General features: G+C 65.9%; 18 protein-coding genes. 6 read left to right on the forward strand and 12 right to left on the reverse strand.

All coding sequences use genetic code 11. The features are described 5' to 3' along the window. Positions 1 to 44: 44 nt before the first annotated feature. Positions 45 to 1,049 carry an RNA polymerase sigma factor RpoS gene (rpoS, locus tag ACI766_RS06795; protein WP_003113871.1) on the forward strand — a complete coding sequence of 335 codons (1,005 nt, stop codon included), beginning with the start codon at positions 45 to 47 and terminating at the stop codon, positions 1,047 to 1,049. 426 nt (positions 1,050 to 1,475) lie between these two features. Here rpoS and fdxA read toward each other — a convergent pair whose 3' ends face one another. From fdxA to ACI766_RS06810, 3 genes are all read right to left on the reverse strand, one after another. After that, positions 1,476 to 1,799: a ferredoxin FdxA gene (gene fdxA, locus ACI766_RS06800; RefSeq protein WP_003119354.1), complete on the reverse strand. Its 324-nt coding sequence runs from the start codon at positions 1,797 to 1,799 to the stop codon at positions 1,476 to 1,478. 66 nt (positions 1,800 to 1,865) lie between these two features. Then, positions 1,866 to 4,433 carry a DNA mismatch repair protein MutS gene (gene mutS, locus ACI766_RS06805; protein WP_003113873.1) on the reverse strand — a complete coding sequence of 856 codons (2,568 nt, stop codon included), beginning with the start codon at positions 4,431 to 4,433 and terminating at the stop codon, positions 1,866 to 1,868. A 125-nt stretch (positions 4,434 to 4,558) separates the two neighbouring features. Continuing rightward, on the reverse strand, positions 4,559 to 5,566 hold the full coding sequence (locus ACI766_RS06810; protein WP_003092265.1) for a TolB family protein: 1,008 nt from the start codon (positions 5,564 to 5,566) through the stop codon (positions 4,559 to 4,561). A gap of 147 nt (positions 5,567 to 5,713) precedes the next feature. On the opposite strand from ACI766_RS06810, the gene ACI766_RS06815 reads away from it, so the two are divergent. From ACI766_RS06815 to recX, 3 genes are all read left to right on the forward strand, one after another. Beyond that, positions 5,714 to 6,220 (forward strand): CinA family protein, encoded by a 507-nt coding sequence (locus ACI766_RS06815; protein WP_076938864.1) that lies wholly within the window; start codon positions 5,714 to 5,716, stop codon positions 6,218 to 6,220. A 133-nt stretch (positions 6,221 to 6,353) separates the two neighbouring features. After that, positions 6,354 to 7,394, forward strand: coding sequence for a recombinase RecA (recA, locus tag ACI766_RS06820; RefSeq protein ID WP_003092260.1), 1,041 nt, complete (start codon positions 6,354 to 6,356; stop codon positions 7,392 to 7,394). A 5-nt stretch (positions 7,395 to 7,399) separates the two neighbouring features. Then, entirely contained in the window at positions 7,400 to 7,861 is a 462-nt protein-coding gene (recX, locus tag ACI766_RS06825) for a recombination regulator RecX (RefSeq protein ID WP_076938865.1), read from the forward strand. A gap of 21 nt (positions 7,862 to 7,882) precedes the next feature. Here the strand turns inward: recX and ACI766_RS06830 are convergent, their stop codons facing one another. Continuing rightward, positions 7,883 to 8,953, reverse strand: a complete 1,071-nt coding sequence (locus tag ACI766_RS06830; RefSeq protein ID WP_003092255.1) for an LOG family protein — start codon at positions 8,951 to 8,953, stop codon at positions 7,883 to 7,885. A gap of 82 nt (positions 8,954 to 9,035) precedes the next feature. Next, entirely contained in the window at positions 9,036 to 10,439 is a 1,404-nt protein-coding gene (locus ACI766_RS06835; protein WP_003098484.1) for an MBL fold metallo-hydrolase RNA specificity domain-containing protein, read from the reverse strand. Between the two features lie 179 nt (positions 10,440 to 10,618). On the opposite strand from ACI766_RS06835, the gene ACI766_RS06840 reads away from it, so the two are divergent. Further along, positions 10,619 to 13,024, forward strand: coding sequence for a phosphoketolase (locus ACI766_RS06840; RefSeq protein WP_003113876.1), 2,406 nt, complete (start codon positions 10,619 to 10,621; stop codon positions 13,022 to 13,024). 123 nt (positions 13,025 to 13,147) lie between these two features. On the opposite strand, the gene ACI766_RS06845 is transcribed toward ACI766_RS06840, so the two are convergent. From ACI766_RS06845 to ACI766_RS06870, 6 genes are all read right to left on the reverse strand, one after another. Beyond that, on the reverse strand, positions 13,148 to 13,369 hold the full coding sequence (locus tag ACI766_RS06845; RefSeq protein WP_003092249.1) for a DUF3820 family protein: 222 nt from the start codon (positions 13,367 to 13,369) through the stop codon (positions 13,148 to 13,150). An 18-nt stretch (positions 13,370 to 13,387) separates the two neighbouring features. Beyond that, positions 13,388 to 13,798, reverse strand: coding sequence for a quorum-sensing-regulated virulence factor family protein (locus tag ACI766_RS06850; RefSeq protein ID WP_003092248.1), 411 nt, complete (start codon positions 13,796 to 13,798; stop codon positions 13,388 to 13,390). Positions 13,799 to 13,973: 175 nt separating this feature from the next. Then, entirely contained in the window at positions 13,974 to 15,038 is a 1,065-nt protein-coding gene (locus ACI766_RS06855) for a spermidine/putrescine ABC transporter substrate-binding protein (RefSeq protein ID WP_019371539.1), read from the reverse strand. 88 nt (positions 15,039 to 15,126) lie between these two features. Further along, positions 15,127 to 15,897, reverse strand: a complete 771-nt coding sequence (locus tag ACI766_RS06860; RefSeq protein ID WP_003092244.1) for an ABC transporter permease — start codon at positions 15,895 to 15,897, stop codon at positions 15,127 to 15,129. Further along, positions 15,890 to 16,783, reverse strand: coding sequence for an ABC transporter permease (locus ACI766_RS06865; RefSeq protein ID WP_003159504.1), 894 nt, complete (start codon positions 16,781 to 16,783; stop codon positions 15,890 to 15,892). Before ACI766_RS06865 ends, ACI766_RS06860 begins: the two co-directional genes overlap by 8 nt. A gap of 4 nt (positions 16,784 to 16,787) precedes the next feature. Next, complete coding sequence (locus ACI766_RS06870; RefSeq protein ID WP_019682178.1) at positions 16,788 to 17,879, reverse strand: ABC transporter ATP-binding protein; 1,092 nt, start codon at positions 17,877 to 17,879, stop codon at positions 16,788 to 16,790. A gap of 258 nt (positions 17,880 to 18,137) precedes the next feature. On the opposite strand from ACI766_RS06870, the gene ACI766_RS06875 reads away from it, so the two are divergent. Beyond that, entirely contained in the window at positions 18,138 to 18,854 is a 717-nt protein-coding gene (locus ACI766_RS06875) for a tRNA-uridine aminocarboxypropyltransferase (protein ID WP_003098478.1), read from the forward strand. Between the two features lie 3 nt (positions 18,855 to 18,857). On the opposite strand, the gene ACI766_RS06880 is transcribed toward ACI766_RS06875, so the two are convergent. Continuing rightward, positions 18,858 to 19,784 (reverse strand): DMT family transporter, encoded by a 927-nt coding sequence (locus tag ACI766_RS06880; RefSeq protein ID WP_003119360.1) that lies wholly within the window; start codon positions 19,782 to 19,784, stop codon positions 18,858 to 18,860.

Below are 19,784 nucleotides of genomic sequence, written 5' to 3' on the forward strand. Positions count from 1 at the left end.
GGAATCGCCCGGGCTTGAGTCGAACTCATGCAAGGGATAACGACATGGCACTCAAAAAAGAAGGGCCGGAGTTTGACCACGATGATGAAGTGCTCCTCCTGGAGCCCGGCATCATGCTGGACGAGTCGTCTGCCGACGAGCAGCCTTCTCCCCGGGCAACTCCAAAAGCCACCACTTCCTTCTCTTCCAAACAACACAAGCACATCGACTACACGCGCGCGTTGGACGCAACGCAGCTGTATCTCAACGAAATCGGTTTCTCGCCCCTGTTGACGCCCGAAGAGGAAGTCCACTTCGCTCGTCTGGCGCAGAAGGGCGATCCCGCTGGTCGGAAGCGGATGATCGAGAGCAACCTGCGGTTGGTGGTGAAGATCGCCCGGCGCTATGTCAATCGCGGACTGTCCCTGCTCGACCTGATCGAGGAAGGCAACCTAGGCCTGATCCGCGCCGTGGAGAAGTTCGATCCGGAGCGCGGATTCCGGTTCTCGACCTACGCCACCTGGTGGATCCGCCAGACCATCGAGCGGGCCATCATGAACCAGACCCGGACCATTCGCTTGCCGATCCATGTGGTCAAGGAGCTCAACGTCTACCTGCGTGCGGCGCGGGAACTGACCCACAAGCTCGACCACGAACCTTCACCCGAAGAAATCGCCAACCTGCTGGAGAAGCCGGTCGCCGAGGTCAAGCGCATGCTCGGCCTGAACGAACGGGTGACTTCGGTGGACGTCTCTCTTGGTCCGGACTCGGACAAGACCCTGCTGGATACGCTCACCGACGATCGCCCCACCGACCCGTGCGAGCTGCTGCAGGATGACGATCTCAGCGAAAGCATCGACCAGTGGCTGACGGAACTCACCGACAAGCAGCGTGAGGTGGTGATTCGCCGCTTCGGCTTGCGCGGGCACGAAAGCAGCACGCTGGAAGAGGTCGGCCAGGAAATCGGCCTGACCCGCGAGCGGGTTCGTCAGATCCAGGTCGAGGCGCTGAAGCGCCTGCGGGAGATTCTGGAGAAGAATGGCCTGTCGAGTGACGCGCTGTTCCAGTGACGGAAAACCTTAGACCCACTGAAGACCCGGCGTTCGCCGGGTTTTTTGTGTCTGCTCTTGTAAGCATTAACTTACACGGCGTGTGAGCCTAAGTAGATAAATGCCCGGGAGGTTTGCCAAAAACGCTCGGTGAATTTAAGTAACTTATTGAAATTAAAGGAATATATTTTTCTAAAATGGCTGCCGAAGAAGCTTCGCTGGGTTTTCTGGCAGGTTGCGGGAGCACTGGGAATCGCTAATATCACTCCTGCGTACAGGGAACACGCAACCCCGAAGGATCGGGGAAGGGACGTCGCCAGGGAGGCGATTCATCAGGATGATGACGAGGGACTGAAGAGTGGGCGGGGTAATACCCCGCCCCTTTTTTTTGCCTGCCGTTTTACTCGTCGCCAAAGAAAAGGCCCGCTGTTTGCGGGCCTTGGCGTATCAGCGCTCCAGATGCTGGAGCTTGCCGGCGACGCCGTCCCATTCCTCGGCGTCGGGCAGGGCATCCTTCTTCTCGGTGATGTTCGGCCAGATTTCCGCCAGCTCGCTGTTCAGCTCGATGAATTCCTGCATGTTCTCCGGCACTTCGTCTTCGGAGAAAATCGCCTGGGCCGGACATTCGGGCTCGCACAGGGCGCAGTCGATGCACTCGTCCGGATGGATGACCAGGAAGTTGGGTCCTTCGTAGAAGCAGTCTACCGGGCAGACTTCCACGCAGTCGGTGTATTTGCACTTGATGCAGTTGTCGGTGACGACGAAGGTCATTTTCTAGTTCTCTCCTCAGGCGGGCGGCTAAGCGCGCGCGATTCTAGCAGCTTGTGCGGTAGTCCGTCAGACCCGCATCTTCCATGCATATAACAGATCGAGAGCTTGCCGCGGGCTGATATCGTCGGGATTGATCCTCGACAATTCATCGATCACCGGGTGCGGCAGGCTGGCGAACAGGTCGCTCTGCATCGGCGAGGCGGGCTTGCCGCTCTGCTGGCTCGGCATCTCGTGCGGCAGGCTGGTGGTTTCCAGGCGCTTGAGGTGTTCGCGGGCGCGCTGGATTACCGGGGCCGGCACGCCGGCCAACTGGGCCACCGCGAGGCCGTAGCTCTGGCTCGCCGGTCCCGGCAGTACATGGTGCAGGAACACGATGCGTTCATTGTGCTCGGTCGCGTTCAGGTGCACGTTGGCTACCGCGGGCTGGCTTTCCGGCAGTACGGTCAGTTCGAAATAGTGGGTGGCGAACAGGGTGAAGGCGCGAGTCCGGGCCAGGTCCTCGGCCGCTGCCCAGGCCAGCGACAGGCCGTCGAAGGTGCTGGTGCCGCGGCCGACCTCATCCATCAGCACCAGGCTCTTGTCGGTGGCGTTGTGCAGGATGTTGGCGGTTTCGCTCATCTCCACCATGAAGGTCGAGCGGCCGCCGGCAAGGTCGTCGGACGAGCCGATGCGGGTGAAGATGCGGTCCACCAGGGACAGCTCGCAGCGTGCAGCCGGAACGAAGCTGCCGATGTGCGCAAGCAGCACGATCAGCGCGGTTTGCCGCATGTAGGTGGATTTACCGCCCATGTTCGGACCGGTGATCACCAGCATCCGGGTGTCGGCATCCAGCGCCAGGTCGTTGGCCACGAACGGTGTCTCCAGCACCTGCTCGACCACCGGATGGCGGCCCTGCTCGATGTGCAGGCAGGTGTGTTCGACGAACCGTGGGCGATTCAGGTCGAGGTTCAGCGCGCGTTCGGCGAGATTCGCCAGCACGTCCAGTTCCGCCAGCGCCGAGGCGCTGTCCTGGAGCGGAGCGAGGTGGCCGATCAGGCGTTCCAGCAGCTCTTCGTAGAGCGCCTTCTCGCGGGCCAGGGCGCGGCTCTGGGCCGACAGCGCCTTGTCCTCGAAGGCCTTCAGTTCCGGCGTGATGAAGCGCTCGGCGCCTTTCAGGGTCTGCCGGCGGATGTAGTCGGCCGGAGCTTGTTCGGCCTGTACCCGTGGCAGCTCGATGAAGTAGCCATGGATGCGGTTGTAGCCGACCTTCAGGTTGGGCAGGCCGGTGCGGGCCTTCTCGCGCGCTTCCAGGTCCATCAGGAATTGCCCGGCGTTTTCGCTCAGCGCCTGCAGCTCGTCCAGCTCCGCGTCATAGCCGGTCTTGATCACGCCACCGTCGCGGATCACCGCTGGCGGGTTGTCGATGATCGCCTTGGCCAGCAGTTCGGCGAGTTCGGGATAGGTGCCGATGGTGGTGGCCAGCGCCTGCAGGTGCGGCGCTTCCAGTTCGGTCATGGCGTTCTGCAGGTCCGGCAGCGCCGCCAGCGCGTCGCGCAGGCGCGCCAGGTCGCGAGGGCGGGCGTTGCGCAGGCCGATGCGGGCGAGGATGCGTTCGAGGTCGCCGATTTCCTTGAGCTGCGGTTGCAGGTTCTCGAAGCGGTAGCGTTCCAGCAGGCAGGCGATGGACTCCTGGCGGGCTTCCAGTACCGCGCGGTCACGCAGCGGACGGTTCAGCCAGCGGCTCATCAGGCGGCTGGCCATGGCGGTCTGGCAGCGGTCGACCACCGATTGCAGAGTGTTCTCGCGGCCACCGCTGAGGTTGATATCCAGCTCCAGGTTGCGGCGGCTGGCACCGTCGAGGATCACCGTGTCATCGAGGCGGTCGTGGCGCAGGCTGCGCAGGTGCGGCAGGGCGGTACGCTGGGTTTCCTTGGCGTAGGCGAGCAGGCAGCCGGCGGCGCCGATGGCCAGGGTCAGGTTCTGGCAGCCGAAGCCTTTCAGGTCCTGGGTGCCGAATTGCTGGCAGAGGCTCTTGTGCGCCGAGTCGCGATCGAAGTCCCATGGCGCGCGGCGACGTACGCCGCGGCGCTTCTCCGCCGGCAGGCCCTGTGGCCAGTCGTCGGGAATCAGCAGCTCGGCCGGGTTGAGGCGCTCCAGTTCGGCCAGCAGGGTTTCCCAGCCTTTTATCTCCTGGACGCTGAAGCGGCCGCTGGTGATGTCCAGCACGGCGAGGCCGAACAGGCGCTCGTCGCCGAGGATCGCCGCCAGCAGGTTGTCGCGGCGTTCGTCGAGCAGCGCTTCGTCGCTCACCGTACCGGGAGTGATGATCCGCACCACCTGGCGCTCCACCGGCCCCTTGCTGGTGGCCGGATCGCCGATCTGCTCGCAGATCGCCACCGACTCGCCGAGCTTGACCAGCTTGGCCAGGTAGCCCTCCGCGGAATGGAAGGGAATGCCTGCCATCGGGATCGCCTTGCCGCCGGACTGGCCGCGTGCGGTCAGGGTGATGTCGAGCAGTTTGGCGGCCTTCTTCGCGTCCTCGTAGAACAGCTCGTAGAAGTCGCCCATGCGATAGAACATCAATTGGTCGGGGTGCTGATGCTTCAGTTTGAAGTACTGCTGCATCATCGGCGTGTGCTGGGAGAGGTCGGTCATACGGGCCTTCGGAAGCGGGCTTTGGACGGTGCAAAAGAGGGCAATGTTAACCCGATTCACCGGCCTGTGTCGGGTCCGTTCGGAACCGGCGCGGACCCTCAGGTCCGCGCCTGTGCGGGCTGCTTTCAGCGTGCCGCGGTATAGCTGGCGCCGAGCTTCTGCCGACCGTCGGGCAGGTTGATCTGCGCCGGGTCGAGACGCCAGACCCGCGCCGCGGCGATGTCACCGAGGAGCAGGCTGTAGGTCGGGTCGAACGAAGTGCTGGAGAAGATCAGGTAGTCCTCGTTCACCGGCGCGGCATCGGAATTGTCGCCCTGGCAGTGGTTGAGCGGCAGGATCGCCGGGGTGCCGGGCGGGCTGTTGGGTACGACCATGGCCAACTGGTCGTTGCCGGCCGGCTGGGTACGCGAGAGGAAGTAGGCGGTGTAGTCGCGTACCACCGGGTAATAGTCGCGGCCCCCCGCGGCCGGGGTGGCGAGGGGGCTGACCTGGCCGTTCTCCAGGTTCCTGCGCACCACCCGCAGGCTGTCGCCGGCTCCTGTCGCGTAGACCACGTACTTGCCTGAGGGGGTGAGGAACGGCATCGACTCCTCGGTGCTCCAGCCGTCGCTGGTCACAGCTTTCCAGGCGCTCACGCCGACGCTGCCATCGCCATTGAAGACCAGGGTGGCGAGGCGGATGTCGCCCTCGTGCTTGAGCACGACCTGGCGGCCATCGAAGGAGAACTTCGGGTCCTCGTTGCGACCGCCGATGGCCGCGGTCAGGTTGCTCGGCGCCTGGGTACCGCCGATGGCCCAGGCGAACACGTGCCAGGCGCCATTCTGGCGGCCCATGAAGGTCAGGTAGCGGCCGTCCGGGGAGAAATGCGCATTCATCGGGTCCTCGATGTTCCAGCCGGGCTGGTTGAGCTGGCGGGTGCTCTTGCTCTTGAAATCGTGCAGGTAGAGGTTCGAGGAGCCGTCCCCGTACTCCATATAGCTGTGGTAGACCAGGCGCCCGCCGAGCGCGGGCAGGCTGCTGGCGGGTTGCAGGGCCAGGTTGGCGGTGCAGGCCGCATGGGCGGGGAGGCTGGCAACGGGGGAGAGGAGCAGGGCGAGGGAGAGCAGAGAGACCTTGAGTGGCGCTATGTTCATGGGGGGCCTTTCCTTGGACGGTGATGGAGCACGCATGTTCGCGCATTCGCTGCCTTCGCGCGGTTGCGCTTGTCCGAAAGCTGCTTCTGAATGGAAAAGCCGATGGTGTAGGGTAGTCCCTTTCCGTTTCTACCCTGGAGAACAGTGATGACCCTGATGGAGTCCGACCTGACCGCACTGGCCGCCCGCATCGGCGAAAGCCTTCGTTACCTGGGCGAGCAGGTCAGCACGGCGGAATCCTGCACCGGTGGCGGCATCGCCGAGGCGATCACCCGCATCCCGGGGAGTTCGGGCTGGTTCGAGGCTGGCTACGTGACCTACTCGAACCGCCAGAAGACCCTCCAGCTGGAGGTGCCCGAGTCGCTATTTCTGGCAGTCGGCGCGGTCAGCCGGGAAGTGGTCGAGGCCATGGTGCGCGGCGCCCAGCGGCACAGCGGGGCGCGTTTCGCGGTGGCGGTGAGCGGTGTCGCCGGGCCCGACGGCGGCTCGCCGGAAAAGCCGGTAGGCACGGTCTGGCTGGCCTGGGCCGACGGCGAGCGGCTGGTCAGTGAGCGCTGCCAGTTCAACGGCGACCGCGACGCCGTGCGCCGGCAGACGGTGGCGACCGCGCTGACCGGCCTGCTGCGCATGAGCAACGGCGAGAACCCGGGCTAGCCGCGCCTGCGGGCAACCGTTCGGAACATTCTTCCCGTCGGGGGTAGGCGAGCGACTTGCCCTGTGGAATAATACTGTCTACTTATACAGTTGTTCGTGGCCGTCCGGCCGCCCTGACTTCGCGAGGACTTCAATGGACGAGAACAAGAAGCGCGCCCTGGCCGCGGCCCTGGGACAGATCGAACGCCAATTCGGCAAAGGCGCGGTCATGCGCATGGGCGACCATGAGCGCCAGGCGATCCCGGCCATCTCCACCGGCTCCCTGGGCCTGGACATCGCCCTCGGCATCGGCGGCCTGCCCAAGGGCCGGATCGTCGAGATCTACGGTCCGGAATCCTCGGGCAAGACCACCCTGACCCTCTCGGTGATCGCCGAGGCCCAGAAACAGGGCGCCACCTGTGCCTTCGTCGACGCCGAGCACGCGCTCGATCCCGACTATGCCGGCAAGCTGGGCGTCAACGTCGACGACCTGCTGGTCTCCCAGCCGGACACCGGCGAGCAGGCCCTGGAAATCACCGACATGCTGGTGCGCTCCAACGCGGTCGACGTGATCATCGTCGACTCCGTGGCCGCGCTGGTACCCAAGGCCGAGATCGAAGGCGAGATGGGCGACGCCCACGTCGGCCTGCAGGCACGCCTGATGTCCCAGGCGCTGCGCAAGATCACCGGCAATATCAAGAACGCCAACTGCCTGGTCATCTTCATCAACCAGATCCGCATGAAGATCGGCGTCATGTTCGGCAACCCGGAAACCACCACCGGCGGTAACGCACTGAAGTTCTACGCCTCGGTCCGCCTGGACATCCGTCGTACCGGTGCGGTGAAGGAAGGCGACGAGGTGGTGGGTAGCGAAACCCGCGTCAAGGTGGTGAAGAACAAGGTTTCCCCGCCGTTCCGCCAGGCCGAGTTCCAGATCCTCTACGGCAAGGGCATCTACCGTACCGGCGAGATCATCGACCTGGGCGTGCAACTGGGCCTGGTCGAGAAGTCCGGCGCCTGGTACAGCTACCAGGGCAGCAAGATCGGCCAGGGCAAGGCGAACGCCGCCAAGTACCTGGAAGACAATCCGGAGATCGGTTCGGTGCTGGAGAAGACCATCCGCGACCAGTTGCTGGCCAAGAGCGGTCCGGTGAAGGCCGACGCCGAAGAAGTGGCTGACGCCGAAGCCGATTGAGGCCAATGGCGACCGTGCTCGATACGCCCGTCGCCGTGCGGCGGGCGGCCATGGATCTGCTGGCGCGCCGTGAGCACGGGCGCGCCGAGCTTTCCCGCAAGTTGCGCCAGCGTGGCGCGTCTGCCGAGTTGATCGACCCTGCCCTCGACCGCCTGGCCGAGGAAGGTCTGCTCGACGAATCCCGCTATCTCGAAAGCTTCATCGCCAGTCGCGCCCGTAGCGGCCATGGGCCGTTGCGCATCCGTGAGGAACTGGCGCAACGCGGTCTGCCGCGCGTCGATATCGAAAGGGCGCTGGGTGCCTGCGAGGTCGACTGGAGTGCGCAATTGCGCGAGGTCTGGCGCCGCAAGTTCGCCCGCCTGCCGCAGGACGCCAGGGAAAAGGCCCAGCAGGGCCGCTTCCTGGCGTACCGGGGTTACTCCATGGAGTCGATCAGCCGCCTGTTGAACGGCCGCAGCGACGATTGAGCGCGTGCCGGACCGGCAGCTTCAGTCCCAGTTTTCCGGCAGGTTGATGTAGTCCAGCAATTCCCGCAGCCGCCCCTGGTCGCGCCCGTTGAACACGAAGGCGAGGCGGGTCAGGTTGCGGAACTCCGGTTCGTCCTGTTCCTGCTCGCTGTAGGCCTGCTGCTGGAAGCCGCCGCTCAGGCAGAGGCTGGCGAAGTGTTCGTGCAGGTGCGCCAGCGCGGCTTCGTTCAGGGCGTGGTTCAGGCGAATCACGAAAGTGCCTTTCAGCCAGCGGCTGGAGTGGAAGTTGCGGTAGAACTGGGCGATTTCCTTCACCGCGTCTTCGGCCGAATGCACCAGGCGCATCAGGCGCATGTCGGCCGGCAAGATATAGTGATTCTCCAGCAACTGTTCCTGCATGAACTCCAGGGCGTGTTCCCAGTAGCGGCCGCCCGGCTGGTCGAGCAGCACGATCGGCACCAGCGGACTCTTGCCGGTCTGTACCAGGGTCAGCACTTCCAGTGCCTCGTCTAGGGTGCCGAAGCCGCCGGGGCAGAGCACCAGGGCGTCGGCTTCCTTGACGAAGAACAGCTTGCGCAGGAAGAAAAAGTGGAACGACAGCAGGTTGCCGCTGCCGTCCACCGTATGGTTGGCGTGCTGCTCGAAGGGCAGGGTGATGTTGAAGCCCAGGCTGTTCTCCAGCCCGGCGCCTTCGTGGGCGGCGGCCATGATGCCGCCGCCGGCGCCGGTGATCACCATCAGGTCGTAGCGGGCCAGTTCCTCGCCCAGCTTGCGCGCCAGGGCATAGACCGGATGTTCGACTGGCGTGCGCGCCGAGCCGAACACGGTGACCTTGCGTCGCCGCTTGAACTGCTCGAGGACGCTGAAGGCATGCTCCATCTCGCGCAGGGTCTGCAGCATGATCTTGGCGTCCCAGCGGTTGCGGTCGGCCTGGGCCATGCGCGTCACGGTGAAGAGCATCTCGCGGTAGAGCGCGAGATTGGGGCTGTCGCCGGGAGCCGCAAGGGCCGCCAGTTCGTCGACCTTCCGCGCCAGGTCGGTGCCGCTGGTCTGGAAGTGCCGGGAAAGATAGTCATCGGCTTCGTAGGGCATTCGCATACTCCTTCTACAACCACCCTGGACAGGCGGTCATCCGCATACTGCCACGGACTGCGTGACAGTTGCGGACGGCGGCTCAGATCTCGATGCGTTCGCCGGGCTCCGGTATCTCGGCATCCCAGTCGAGACGCTCGCGGATCGCGCCCTGCAGCGCTTCCATCTTTTCCCGCTCGCCATGTATCAGGTATAGCGCTGGACGGTGGGCGAAGTGACCGACCCAGTCGAGCAGCTGCGATTGCCCGGCGTGGGCGGAGAAGCCGCCGAGGGTATGGATCTGCGCCTTGACCGCGATGCGCTGGTGGAACACGCGAACCGCGCTGGCGCCGTCGACGATGTTGCGGCCCAGGGTGCCGCGCGCCTGGAAGCCGGGGAATACCACATGGCATTCCGGGCGCCAGAGGTTGTGCTTGAAGTGATGGACGATACGGCCGCCGGTGCACATGCCGCTGCCGGCGATGATGACCGCGCCGCTCTTGATCCGGTTGATCGCCATCGACTCGTCGGCGCTGCGGGTGACGCGCAGCACCGGCAGCCATTCCTCCAGGCGGGTGGTGCCGGTGCCGCGAATGTACTCGCGGTCGCGGTCGTCGAACTCGTTGCTGTGGCGCAGGTAGATGCCATTGGCACGGGCGGCCATCGGGCTGTCGAGGAATACCGCCTGTTGCGGCAGGCGGCCCTCCTGGTAGAAGCGGCCGAGGTAGTAGAGCAGGTCCTGGGTGCGGCCGACGGCGAACGACGGGATCAGCACGTTGCCGCCGTCGCGGTGCGCCTGGTCGAGAATCGCCGCCAGTTCCTCCAGGGTGTCGTTGCTGTCGCGGTGATCGCGATCGCCATAGGTGGATTCGAGCATCACCACGTCGGCCCGGCTCAGTGGCGAGGGCGCGCGCATCAACGGCGAGCAGGTGTTGCCGAGGTCGCCGGAAAACACCAGGCGGCGCGGTTGCACCTGGTCGTGGAATTGCACTTCGACGATCGACGAGCCGAGGATGTGCCCGGCGTTGTGAAAGGTCACCCGCACGCCACGAGCGACCGCCACGGTGCTGCCGAGGCTGATCGGCCGGCGCAGCTTGAGCGCGCGTTCGGTGTCGGCCTGGGTATACAGCGGCTTGATGCTCGGCTTGCCGATCCGGTTGCGCCAGCGGTTCTCCCACTCGGCGTCCTTTTCCTGGATGTGCGCGGAGTCCAGCAGCATGAGTTCCAGCAGTTCGCAGGTGGCCTCGGTGGCGAAGATCGGGCCCTTGAAGCCCTCGGCCGCCAGGCGCGGCAGCAGGCCGCTGTGGTCCAGGTGGGCGTGGGAGATGACCACCGCGTCGATGCTCGCGGGATCGAAGGGGAAGGGCGCGCGGTTGCCGTTGTCGGCTTCGCGGCGCCCCTGGCGCATGCCGCATTCGAGCAGGACCTTCACGCCATCGAGGGTTTCCAGCAGATAACAGGAGCCAGTGACCTCCTGGGCGGCGCCTAGAAACGTCAGTGATGCCATCGAGCCTCCTCCGTCAGAGCTCTGTCGACACCCCGATACCTTTCGGGGATCGTGGAATGCCATGGAACCTTCGTACAGGGCCAGGGTGAACGAATCGGGGGCGGGGAGCTTGATGCAGGTCAGCGCCCTTTGCCGTGTGCTGCCTAGACTGCAAGGCACCACTAGGGAGGCTACCCACCATGAGTCAGATTCTGCCCAGTCAGGACGAGTTGCTTGCCCATGCGGCGGCCGAGCCGGCGTTTGCCGCGTGGCTGCAAGGCCATGGTCCGCTCCAGCATAGCGCAGAGACCCGCGCCGCCGTGTTCCGCACCGCTCATCAATTGGTCCAAGCCGGGCTGCAACCGGACCTGGCCAGCGTCTACCAGCTGTTCCGCGCCCTCGACCGGCTGACCGCCAGCGCCCTGCGCATCGTCGTGCACATGACCTACGCTCGGCGCATCCGCCTGGACGGCCAGCCGTTGCAGGCCGAGGATTTCAAGACACAGCCCGAGGGCCACACCGGCGGAGCCCTGAACATGGTCCCGGCCTACGCCGGCTATCTGGCACTCAACGTCCTGACCGGCAAGACTCGCGCCTGGCTGATGGGCCAGGGCCATTGCGTGGCCGCCATCGACGCGCTGAACGTCCTCACCGGCAACCTGCACCCGGAGCAGGAGCGCGCCTATGCCGACGGCGAGGAAGGGCTGAACCGCTTGCTGCAGGACTTCTACGGCTACGCCCAGGCCCCCAACGGCGCACCGGCGGCGCCACTGGGCAGCCACGTGAATCCGCATACCGCCGGCGGTATCGCCGAGGGCGGCTACCTCGGCTTCGCCGAATTGCAGTACGCGCACATGCCGCTGCCCGGCGAGACCCTGGTGGCGTTCCTCTCCGATGGTGCCGCCGAGGAACAGCGCGGCAGCGACTGGATTCCGCGCTGGTGGCGAGCCGAGGATTGCGGGGCGGCGCTGCCGGTGATGATCGCCAATGGCCGGCGCATCGAGCAGCGCACCGAACTGGGCACCCATGAGGGGCTGGAGGGCTTCAAGCTGCATCTGCGCCGATGCGGCTTCGATCCGATCAGCTTCGATGGGCGCGACCCGGCCGCCTTCGTCTGTACGCTCTGGGAGATGGAGCAGCGCCTGGAGCGGCGCGTGCAGGAGAAGAACAGCGGCATCCTCCGCTACCCGCTGCCGATTCCCTACGGCATCGCCGAGACGGTCAAGGGCTTCGGCTTCTATGGCGCCGGCAGCAACGCCGCGCACAACCTGCCGCTGCCGGGCAATCCGCATAACGACGAACAGGCCCGGCAACTGTTCAACCAGCATGCAAACGAACTCTGGGTCGAGCCTGAGGCTCTCGAATTGGCCCGCCGGCTGTTCGCCGAGCAGCGCGGCGAGCGTCCCCTCGAACGGGACAACCCGCTGGCCCTGCGCCATCCCATCGAACCGATCATCCCGCCGCTGCGCTATCGCGACGACGCCTGCTCGCCGATGGCCGCGCTGGACCGCTTCTATACCGAACTGGTGGAGGCCAACCCCGACCTGCGCGCCCGGGTCGGCAATCCCGACGAATTGGCCAGCAACCGCCTCGGCGGCGTGCTCAAGGCGCTCAAGCATCGGGTCAGCGAGCCGGAGAGCGAACTGGAATCGGTGAGCGGTCGGGTCATCACCGCGCTCAACGAGGAGGCGGTGGTGTCCGCCTGCCTGGCCAACCAGGGCGGACTCAACCTGGTTGCCAGCTACGAGGCGTTCTGCGTGAAGATGCTCGGCGCGGTGCGCCAGACCCTGATCTTCGCCCGCCAGCAGAAGGAAGTCGGGCGTCCGGCCGGCTGGCTGGGCTGGCCGCTGGTCGCTACTTCGCATACCTGGGAGAACGGCAAGAACCAGCAGTCGCACCAGGACACCACCTTCTGCGAGGCCCTGCTTGGCGAGATGAGCGACATGGTCCGGGTGCTCTTCCCGGCCGATCACAACAGCGCCCTGGCGCTGCTACCGACGATCTACCGCAGCCGGGGGCAACTGGCCTGCCTGGTGATCCCCAAGCGCGACCGGCCGATGGTGTTCGACGCCGTCCAGGCCGAGCGCCTGGCCCGCGACGGCGCGATCCTGGTCGAGGAGCGCTGCGGCTCCGATCCGCTGCTGCTGATCGCCAACGGCAGCTACCAGCTCGAACAGATGCGCCGCGCCGCGCAGCGCCTGGCCGAGGCCGGGCAGGCCTACCGGCTGGTCTACCTGCAGGAGCCGGGACGCTTCCGCGCGCCGCGCGATCGCTGGGAGGTCGAGGCGGTGGCCGACGAGGCGCTGGTGGAACGACTGTTCCCGGATAGCCATGAGCGCCGCGTGCTACTCACCCATATGCGCGCGGAAGTGGCGCGCGGTCATCTTTGGCCGATCCTGCCGGATGCCCGGCGCACCTCGGTACTCGGCTATCGCAACCGCGGCGGCACCCTCGACGAGGCGGGCATGCAGTTCGCCAACCGCGCCTGCTGGGGCAACGTGCTGGCGGCTTGCGCCCGCTTGATGGAGGTCCCGCGCACCGCGCTGCTGACCCCGGAGGAAGCGGCGGCGGTGGCCGGCAAGGGCGATCCGGCGTTGTTGCGCTGAGTTCGGCTGCGTATCGGCGGATAACGTCTGTGGCGTTATTCGCCCTGCCGAACGGGGGCGGGTGTCTGGCGAAGGCAGGGTGTGGGCAGGGTATCGGCGGATAGCGTCGGCGACGTCATTCGCCTACGGAGCGGGGGGACGAAGCGGCTTGAGCAGCCCGTCCAGCCCGTCGATCTTCAGTTCCAGGGTCAACTGCATCAGCCGCCCGAGTTCACCAGGCGGGAAGCCTTTCTTGTAGAACCACAGCAGGTACTCCTCCGGCAGGTCGACCAGCATCCGTCCCTGGTACTTGCCGAACGGCATCGGCGTCCTGGCGATCTTCAGCAGATGCTGCTTGTCCAGCATGGCGACCGCGCGGCGCGCTTACTTCTTGCCCTGGATGCGGCAGCTGCCGGCATCGAAGCGTTCGGTGGCGACCGGCTGGTTGGTCTTGTACTCGGTGAAGCTGTAGGTGAGGATCGCGCCGCGGGCGAGCAACTGGCGATAGCCGGTGTTGCTGCACACGCTATCGCCGAGCTGGCTGCGCACGCTGTCCGGGTTGGAGCGCATGCGCTCGGCGTGGCTGGCGCGTACGCTGAGGTGATTGATCAACTGGTTGCCTTCGACGGTGTAGCCCTGGTCGAGGATGTCTTCGTTGATGGCGCGGGGAGTGCCTACGCTGCTTTCCTTGGCCACTTTCTCCAGCATCTTGCTCAGTTCGAAATCCTTGAGCGAGGCGGCATGGGCGGCGGTGGGCAGGACGAAACAAAGGGCAAGGGCCATGAAGCGCGACATCGAAGATCTCCTGGGGCAATAAGCGGATTCGACCGATGGAGGGGGCGAATTGTTTCCGTCGGCCCATTCCCGGGACGGACGGTGGCGAATGGGCGCCATGTTACCGCGTTCGGGGCGGGGCACGGAAACGCAAAAGGGCGACCGAGGGTCGCCCTTTCGTCGATAGCGGTGCGGATCAGCGCAGCTTGATCTCTGTCCAGAGCTTGTTCAGGGCGCGTCGCTGGCGCGAGTTCAGGTCCTTCAGCGGCTCCAGCCTGGCCTGGGTGGTGGCGTCCGGGAACAGGGCGGCGAGCGTCTTGATTTCCGGCCTGATGAAGGGCAGGGCGGCGGCGTTGGGCGTGCCGGTACCGATCTGGTTGGTCAGCTCGGAAGCGTTCCGACCGTCGAGCATGAAGTCGATGAAGCGGTAGGCCAGGTCGGGGTTCTTCGAGCCCTTGTGGATCACCATGTTGTCGATGGCCAGTACCGCGCCCTGGCGGGGCAGGGCGAAGTCGACCTTGAAGGCGCGGCCGGCAGACTCCGCGTCGGCCCTGGCCTGGTACATGTCGCTGGAGTAGCCATGGGCGACCCAGATGTTGCCCAGGGTCAGCTCCTTGATATAGCTCGACGAGTTGAACGCGGCCCAGTACGGCTTGGCCGCGAGGATCAGCGCCTGGGCTTCCTTCCAGTGCTGCGGGTCGGTGTCGTTGGCGGAGTGACCGAGGTACTTCAGGGCGGCGCCGAACAGTTCCTGCGGGTCGTCCATCACCGTGACCCTGCCCTTGATCTTCTCCAGGACCGCCGGGTCGAAGATTACCGACCAGTCGGCGGGGTCGATGCCCAGTTTGTCTAGCTCGGTCTTGTTGTAGCCGACCAGGGTGGTGGTGAAGGCGTAGGGCAGGGAATAGCGGTTGCCCTTGTCGAAATCCTTGTCGAGGTAGCCCGCGGCCTCGTTGCTCAGGTTCGCCAGGCGACTCTTGTCCAGCTCCAGCAGGTCGCCTTTGCGGATCAGCGCCTCGACCGCGTTCTGGGTCGGGATGATCACGTCGTAGCCGCTGGCCCCGGCGGCCAGCTTGGCCATCATTTCCTCGGTGCCGGAATAGAACTCCTGCACCAGCTCGCAGCCACATTGCTGCTCGAAGCGTTTCAGCGTGTCCTCGGCGATGTAGTCGTTCCAGTTGAACAGATACAGCTTCTCGGCGGCGGTGGCCTGGGCGGCTCCTGCCATGAGGGTTGCGACGAGCAACAGCTTTTTCATCATGGTTCCTTGTTACGGGGTGGCAGGGCTCCGGAAACCGGAGCAGGGCAAGGCCGCGGGCCTCTCCGGGAGGCCCGCGGGTTTCGGCGGATCAATGGCCCTTGATGGCGCTGGGGGAGAGTTTCGAGGCGATCACGATCAGCACCAGGGTGAGCAGCATCAGCAGGGTGGAGACGGCGTTCACTTCGGGCGTCACGGCGATCTTGATCATGGTGTAGATCTGCGTCGGCAGGGTGGCGAAGCCGCCGCCGGCGGTGAAGAAGGTGATCACGAAGTCGTCGATGGACAGGGTGAAGGCCATCAGCGCGCCGGCGACGATGCCCGGCATGATCAGCGGCAGGGTCACCAGGCGGAAGCTCTGCCAGGGCGTGGCACCGAGGTCGCGGGCCGCCTCGGTGAGGCTTTCGTCCATGCCCGACATGCGCGCCTGCACCACCAGGGCGACGAAGCCGACCGAGAAGGTGATGTGCGCGAGGGTCACCGAGAGCATGCCCAGGCTCATGTTCAGGCCGATGAAGAAGATCACCAGCGAGACCCCCATCAGGAGTTCCGGAATGGCGATCGGGGTCAGCACCAGCAGGGGCAGCACGCGCAGCTTGAAGCGATGCAGGGCGACCCCGGCGAGGGTGCCGAGCAGGGTCGCCACGCTGGCCGAAACCAGCGCGATGACCAGCGAGTTGGCGGCGGCCTGGAGCATGTCGCGGTTGCCGAACAGCTTGCGGTACCAGTCCAGGGTGAAGCCCACCCACTCGGCGTTCAGCCGCGAGTCGTTGAAGGAGTACAGCACCACGATCACCAGCGGTACGTAGAGAAACAGGTACACCAGCGCGGTGGCGCTCCAGAGCAGGTAGGGCCTACGCATGGGCGCCTCCCTTGCGGGCGCGCGCGGCGCCCATGCCGAGGGCGACCAGCAGCAGGATGCAGCCGGTCAGGGCGATCGACAGCGCGCTGCCGAACGGCCAGTCGCGGGAGTCGAGGAACTGGCTCTTGATCAGGTTGCCGATCATGATGCCGTCGGTACCGCCGACCAGGTCGGGGATGGCGAACATTCCCAGCACCGGGATGAATACCAGTGCCGCGCCGGCGGCCACGCCCGGCAGCGAGAGCGGGAAGGTCACCCGCCAGAAGCGTTGCCAACGACCGGCGCCGAGGTCCTGGGCGGCGTCCAGCAGGGCCGGGTCGTGTTTCTCCAGGTTGGCGTAGAGCGGCAGGATCATGAACGGCAGGTGCACGTAGACCATGCACAGGATCACCGCGAACGGGGTGAACATCAGGCTGATCGGCTGCGCGCCGAACAGGTCCAGCGTGGCGTTGATCCCGCGGGTCAGGGCACCGGACGGCGAGAGGATGATCATCCAGGCGTAGACGCGTACCAGCAGGTTGCTCCAGAACGGCAGGATCACCAGCAGGATCAGCAGGTTGCGCCACTTCGCCGGGGCCCGGGCGAGGGTGGTCGCCACCGGGTAGGCGAGCAGCAGGCAGGCCAGGGTGGTGACCAGGGCGTAGCCGAAGGATTTGACGAACAGTTGCAGGTACACCCAGCTCTCGGTGAGCCGGGTGTAGTTCTCCACGCTGAGGTCGTAGACGGTCTGCCCGTCTTCGCTGTACATCCAGGGCGCCAGGCCGCCGTAGTCGCCGGGAAAGCGGAACGAGGCGAACAGCATGATCAGCGCCGGAACCAGGAAGAAGAACAGCAGATACGCTTGCGGCGGCCAGACCAGCAGCCACTTGCCGAGGTTCTTTCTCATCGTGTCAGGCCCTGACCAGATGGCCGGCATCGAAGCGCCAGGCGGCTTCCACCGCGTCGCCCACCTCGAAGAACTTGGCTCGGCCGGGCGTGGCGTTGGGCAGCAGGGTTTCCAGGCGCTCGCCGTTCTCCAGTTCGACGATGTACAGGGTCACGTCGCCCAGGTAGAGCAGTTCGGCGACGCGACCGCGGAAGTGCACCTCGTTGCTGTCGGCGGTGACGCTCTGCGCCAGCCGGATCTTCTCCGGCCGCAGGGTCAGCACGCAGGCCTCGCCGGGCTGGGCGTCGAAGGATTTCAGCGCCTGGACCTCGCCCAGGCCCCGGAGGTCGATGCGCACGCGTTCGCCGTCGACCGCCTCGACCGTGGCGTCGAGCAGGTTGCACTGGCCGATGAAGTCGGCGACGAAACGACTGCGCGGGAAGCTGTAGATGGTTTCCGGGGCGTCCAGTTGCTCCACCCGGCCCTGGTTCATCACTGCGATGCGGTGCGACAGCGCCAGGGCTTCGCCCTGATCGTGGGTGACATAGACGAAGGTGATGCCGACGTCCTTCTGCAGGTTGATCAGTTCGATCTGCATTTCTTCGCGCAGCTTGGCGTCCAGCGCCGACAGCGGTTCGTCGAGCAGCAGCAGGCGCGGCCGGTTGACCAGCGCGCGGGCGATCGCCACGCGCTGGCGCTGGCCGCCGGAAAGCTGTGTCGGCATGCGCCCGCCCTTGTCCGCCAGGCGTACGTCCTTCAGGGCCTGTTCGACGCGGGCGTCGATCTCGCTCTTCGCCACTCCGGCCATCTTCAGCGGGAAGGCGATGTTCTGCGCTACGCTCATGTGCGGGAACAGCGCGTAGCTCTGGAACACCGTATGCACCGGGCGCTTCTCCGGCTCGACGCCGGCGAGGTCCTGGCCGTTGAGGCGGATCTCGCCGCTGTCCGGCTGGTCGAAGCCGGCGAGCATGCGCAGGAGGGTGGTCTTGCCGCACCCGGAAGGGCCGAGGAGGGTGAAGAATTCGCCGGTGTTGATCGTCAGGCTGACATTGTCGACGGCGGTGAAGTCGCCGAAGCGGCGGGTCACGTTGCGGATCTCGAGCAAGGGGGGCGTCACTCGTCTGGAGAGGCAGTAAGGTCAGCGGGCGGAGCCGGCTGCCCGGTGTCGAAAAAGGGGGCGGATTATAGGGATCGCATCCCGCTCTAACTAGACGTCTGAGGCCCCTGTGAAGAATTTTTTTTCGCGGCCTCGGAAGTTGTCCGACAAAGCAGGAGCCACGCGGGCTCTGATAGAATTTCGCGGTCGCTTTCCAGCCCGTTTCCTCGAGTCTTCGATGTTCCTTCGCCCGTCCTTTCCGTATCGGGAGCCTGCCCGATGAGCCATGCCGTTTCCCGCTTGCGCCAGGAGCGCCTGGCGCGCAGCCTGAAACCCTTCGTCGCGCGCGGTTCGCGCATGCCGCGCTGCGAAGGCTGTCGGCTGCTGCCGAGCTATTGCATGTGCGCCTGGCGGCCGCGGGTCGAGGCGCGCGCCGGCATGTGCCTGGTCATGCACGACATCGAGGCGCTGAAACCGACCAACACCGGCTGGCTGATCGCCGATACCGTGGCCGACACCTTCGCCTTCGGCTGGTCGCGCACCGAGGTCGACCCGCGCTTGCTGGAGTTGCTGGCCGACCCGCAGTGGCAGCCATACCTGGTGTTCCCCGGCGAATACGTGGCGGCGGAGCGGGTGGTGAACGAGGTCGCCCCGCTGGTGGAAGGCAAGCGACCGCTGTTCATCCTGCTCGACGCGACCTGGACCGAGGCGCGCAAGATGTTCCGCAAGAGTCCCTACCTGGAGCCGTTCCCGGTGCTCAGCCTGCTGCCCGAGCAGCTCTCGCGCTATCGCCTGCGTCGCTCGACCCGTGGCGAGCACCTGTGCACCGCCGAAGTGGCGGCGCTGTGCCTGGAGCTGGCTGGCGACGAGGCCGCGGGCGAGGCGCTCGGCGCCTACCTGGAGGTGTTCAGCGAGCGCTACCTGGGCGCCAAGCGGCACATTCCGCTGGACGAGGCCAGCCCGGCGCACCGTGCCCTGGCGCCGTTCCGTGGCTGAGCGTCAGGCCGGGCGCGCTTCGGCGGCGAGCTTGCGCGGCCACAACTGCGCCACCAGCATGCCCGCCAGCATCAGCGCGCAACCGAAATAGCCGCGCAGGTGCAGGGTCTCGGCGAGGAACAGGGCGCCAGCGATGGCGGCGAACACCGCTTCCAGGGACAGGATGATCGCCGCATGGGAAGCGATGGCGTGCTTCTGCGCCACCACCTGCAGGGTGAAGCCGGTGCCGACGCCGAGCAGGCCGCCGTATAGCAGGGCGGGACCGGCCTGGACGATGGCGTCCCAGTGGATTTCCTCGAAGACCAGTGCCAGCAGCAGGCTGACCGCCGCGCAGGTGGCGAACTGCAGGAAGGCCAGGCGGATCGGGTCGTAGCGGCTGGCGAACAGGCCTACCAGCAGGACGTGCGCGCCCCAGACCACCGCGCCGGCCAGTTGCAGCCAGTCGCCGGAGGCGACCTGGAAGCCCGGGCCGATGCTCAGCAGGGCCATGCCGAGCACCGCCAGCGACGCCCCCAGCCAGGTGCCCGCGCCGGTGCGCTGGCCGAACAGCAGGCCGAGCAACGGCACGACGATCACGTAGAGCCCGGTGATGAAGCCGGAGTTGGTCACGCTGGTGAACAGCAGGCCGACCTGCTGCAGGTTGATCCCGGTGGTCAGGGCGACGCCGAGGATCACACCGGCGAGCAACTGTCCGCGATTGAAGGGTTGCGCGCCGTCGCGTCGCGAGCGCAGCATCAGCAGTGGCACCAGCACCAGGGCACCGAGGACGAAGCGCAGGCCGGTATAGAGGAACGGCCCGATGGCGTCCATCCCCAGGCGCTGGGCGACGAACGACACCCCCCAGATCATGGCGGTGATCAGCATCAGGACATCGGCACGCAGGGCTTGGCTTCGCATGGCTCGCTCGACGGGGCGGGGAGGGTCCGCCAC

It is taken from the genome of Pseudomonas sp. DL, assembly GCF_047199225.1.
Taxonomy (GTDB): Bacteria; Pseudomonadota; Gammaproteobacteria; order Pseudomonadales; family Pseudomonadaceae; genus Pseudomonas; species Pseudomonas aeruginosa.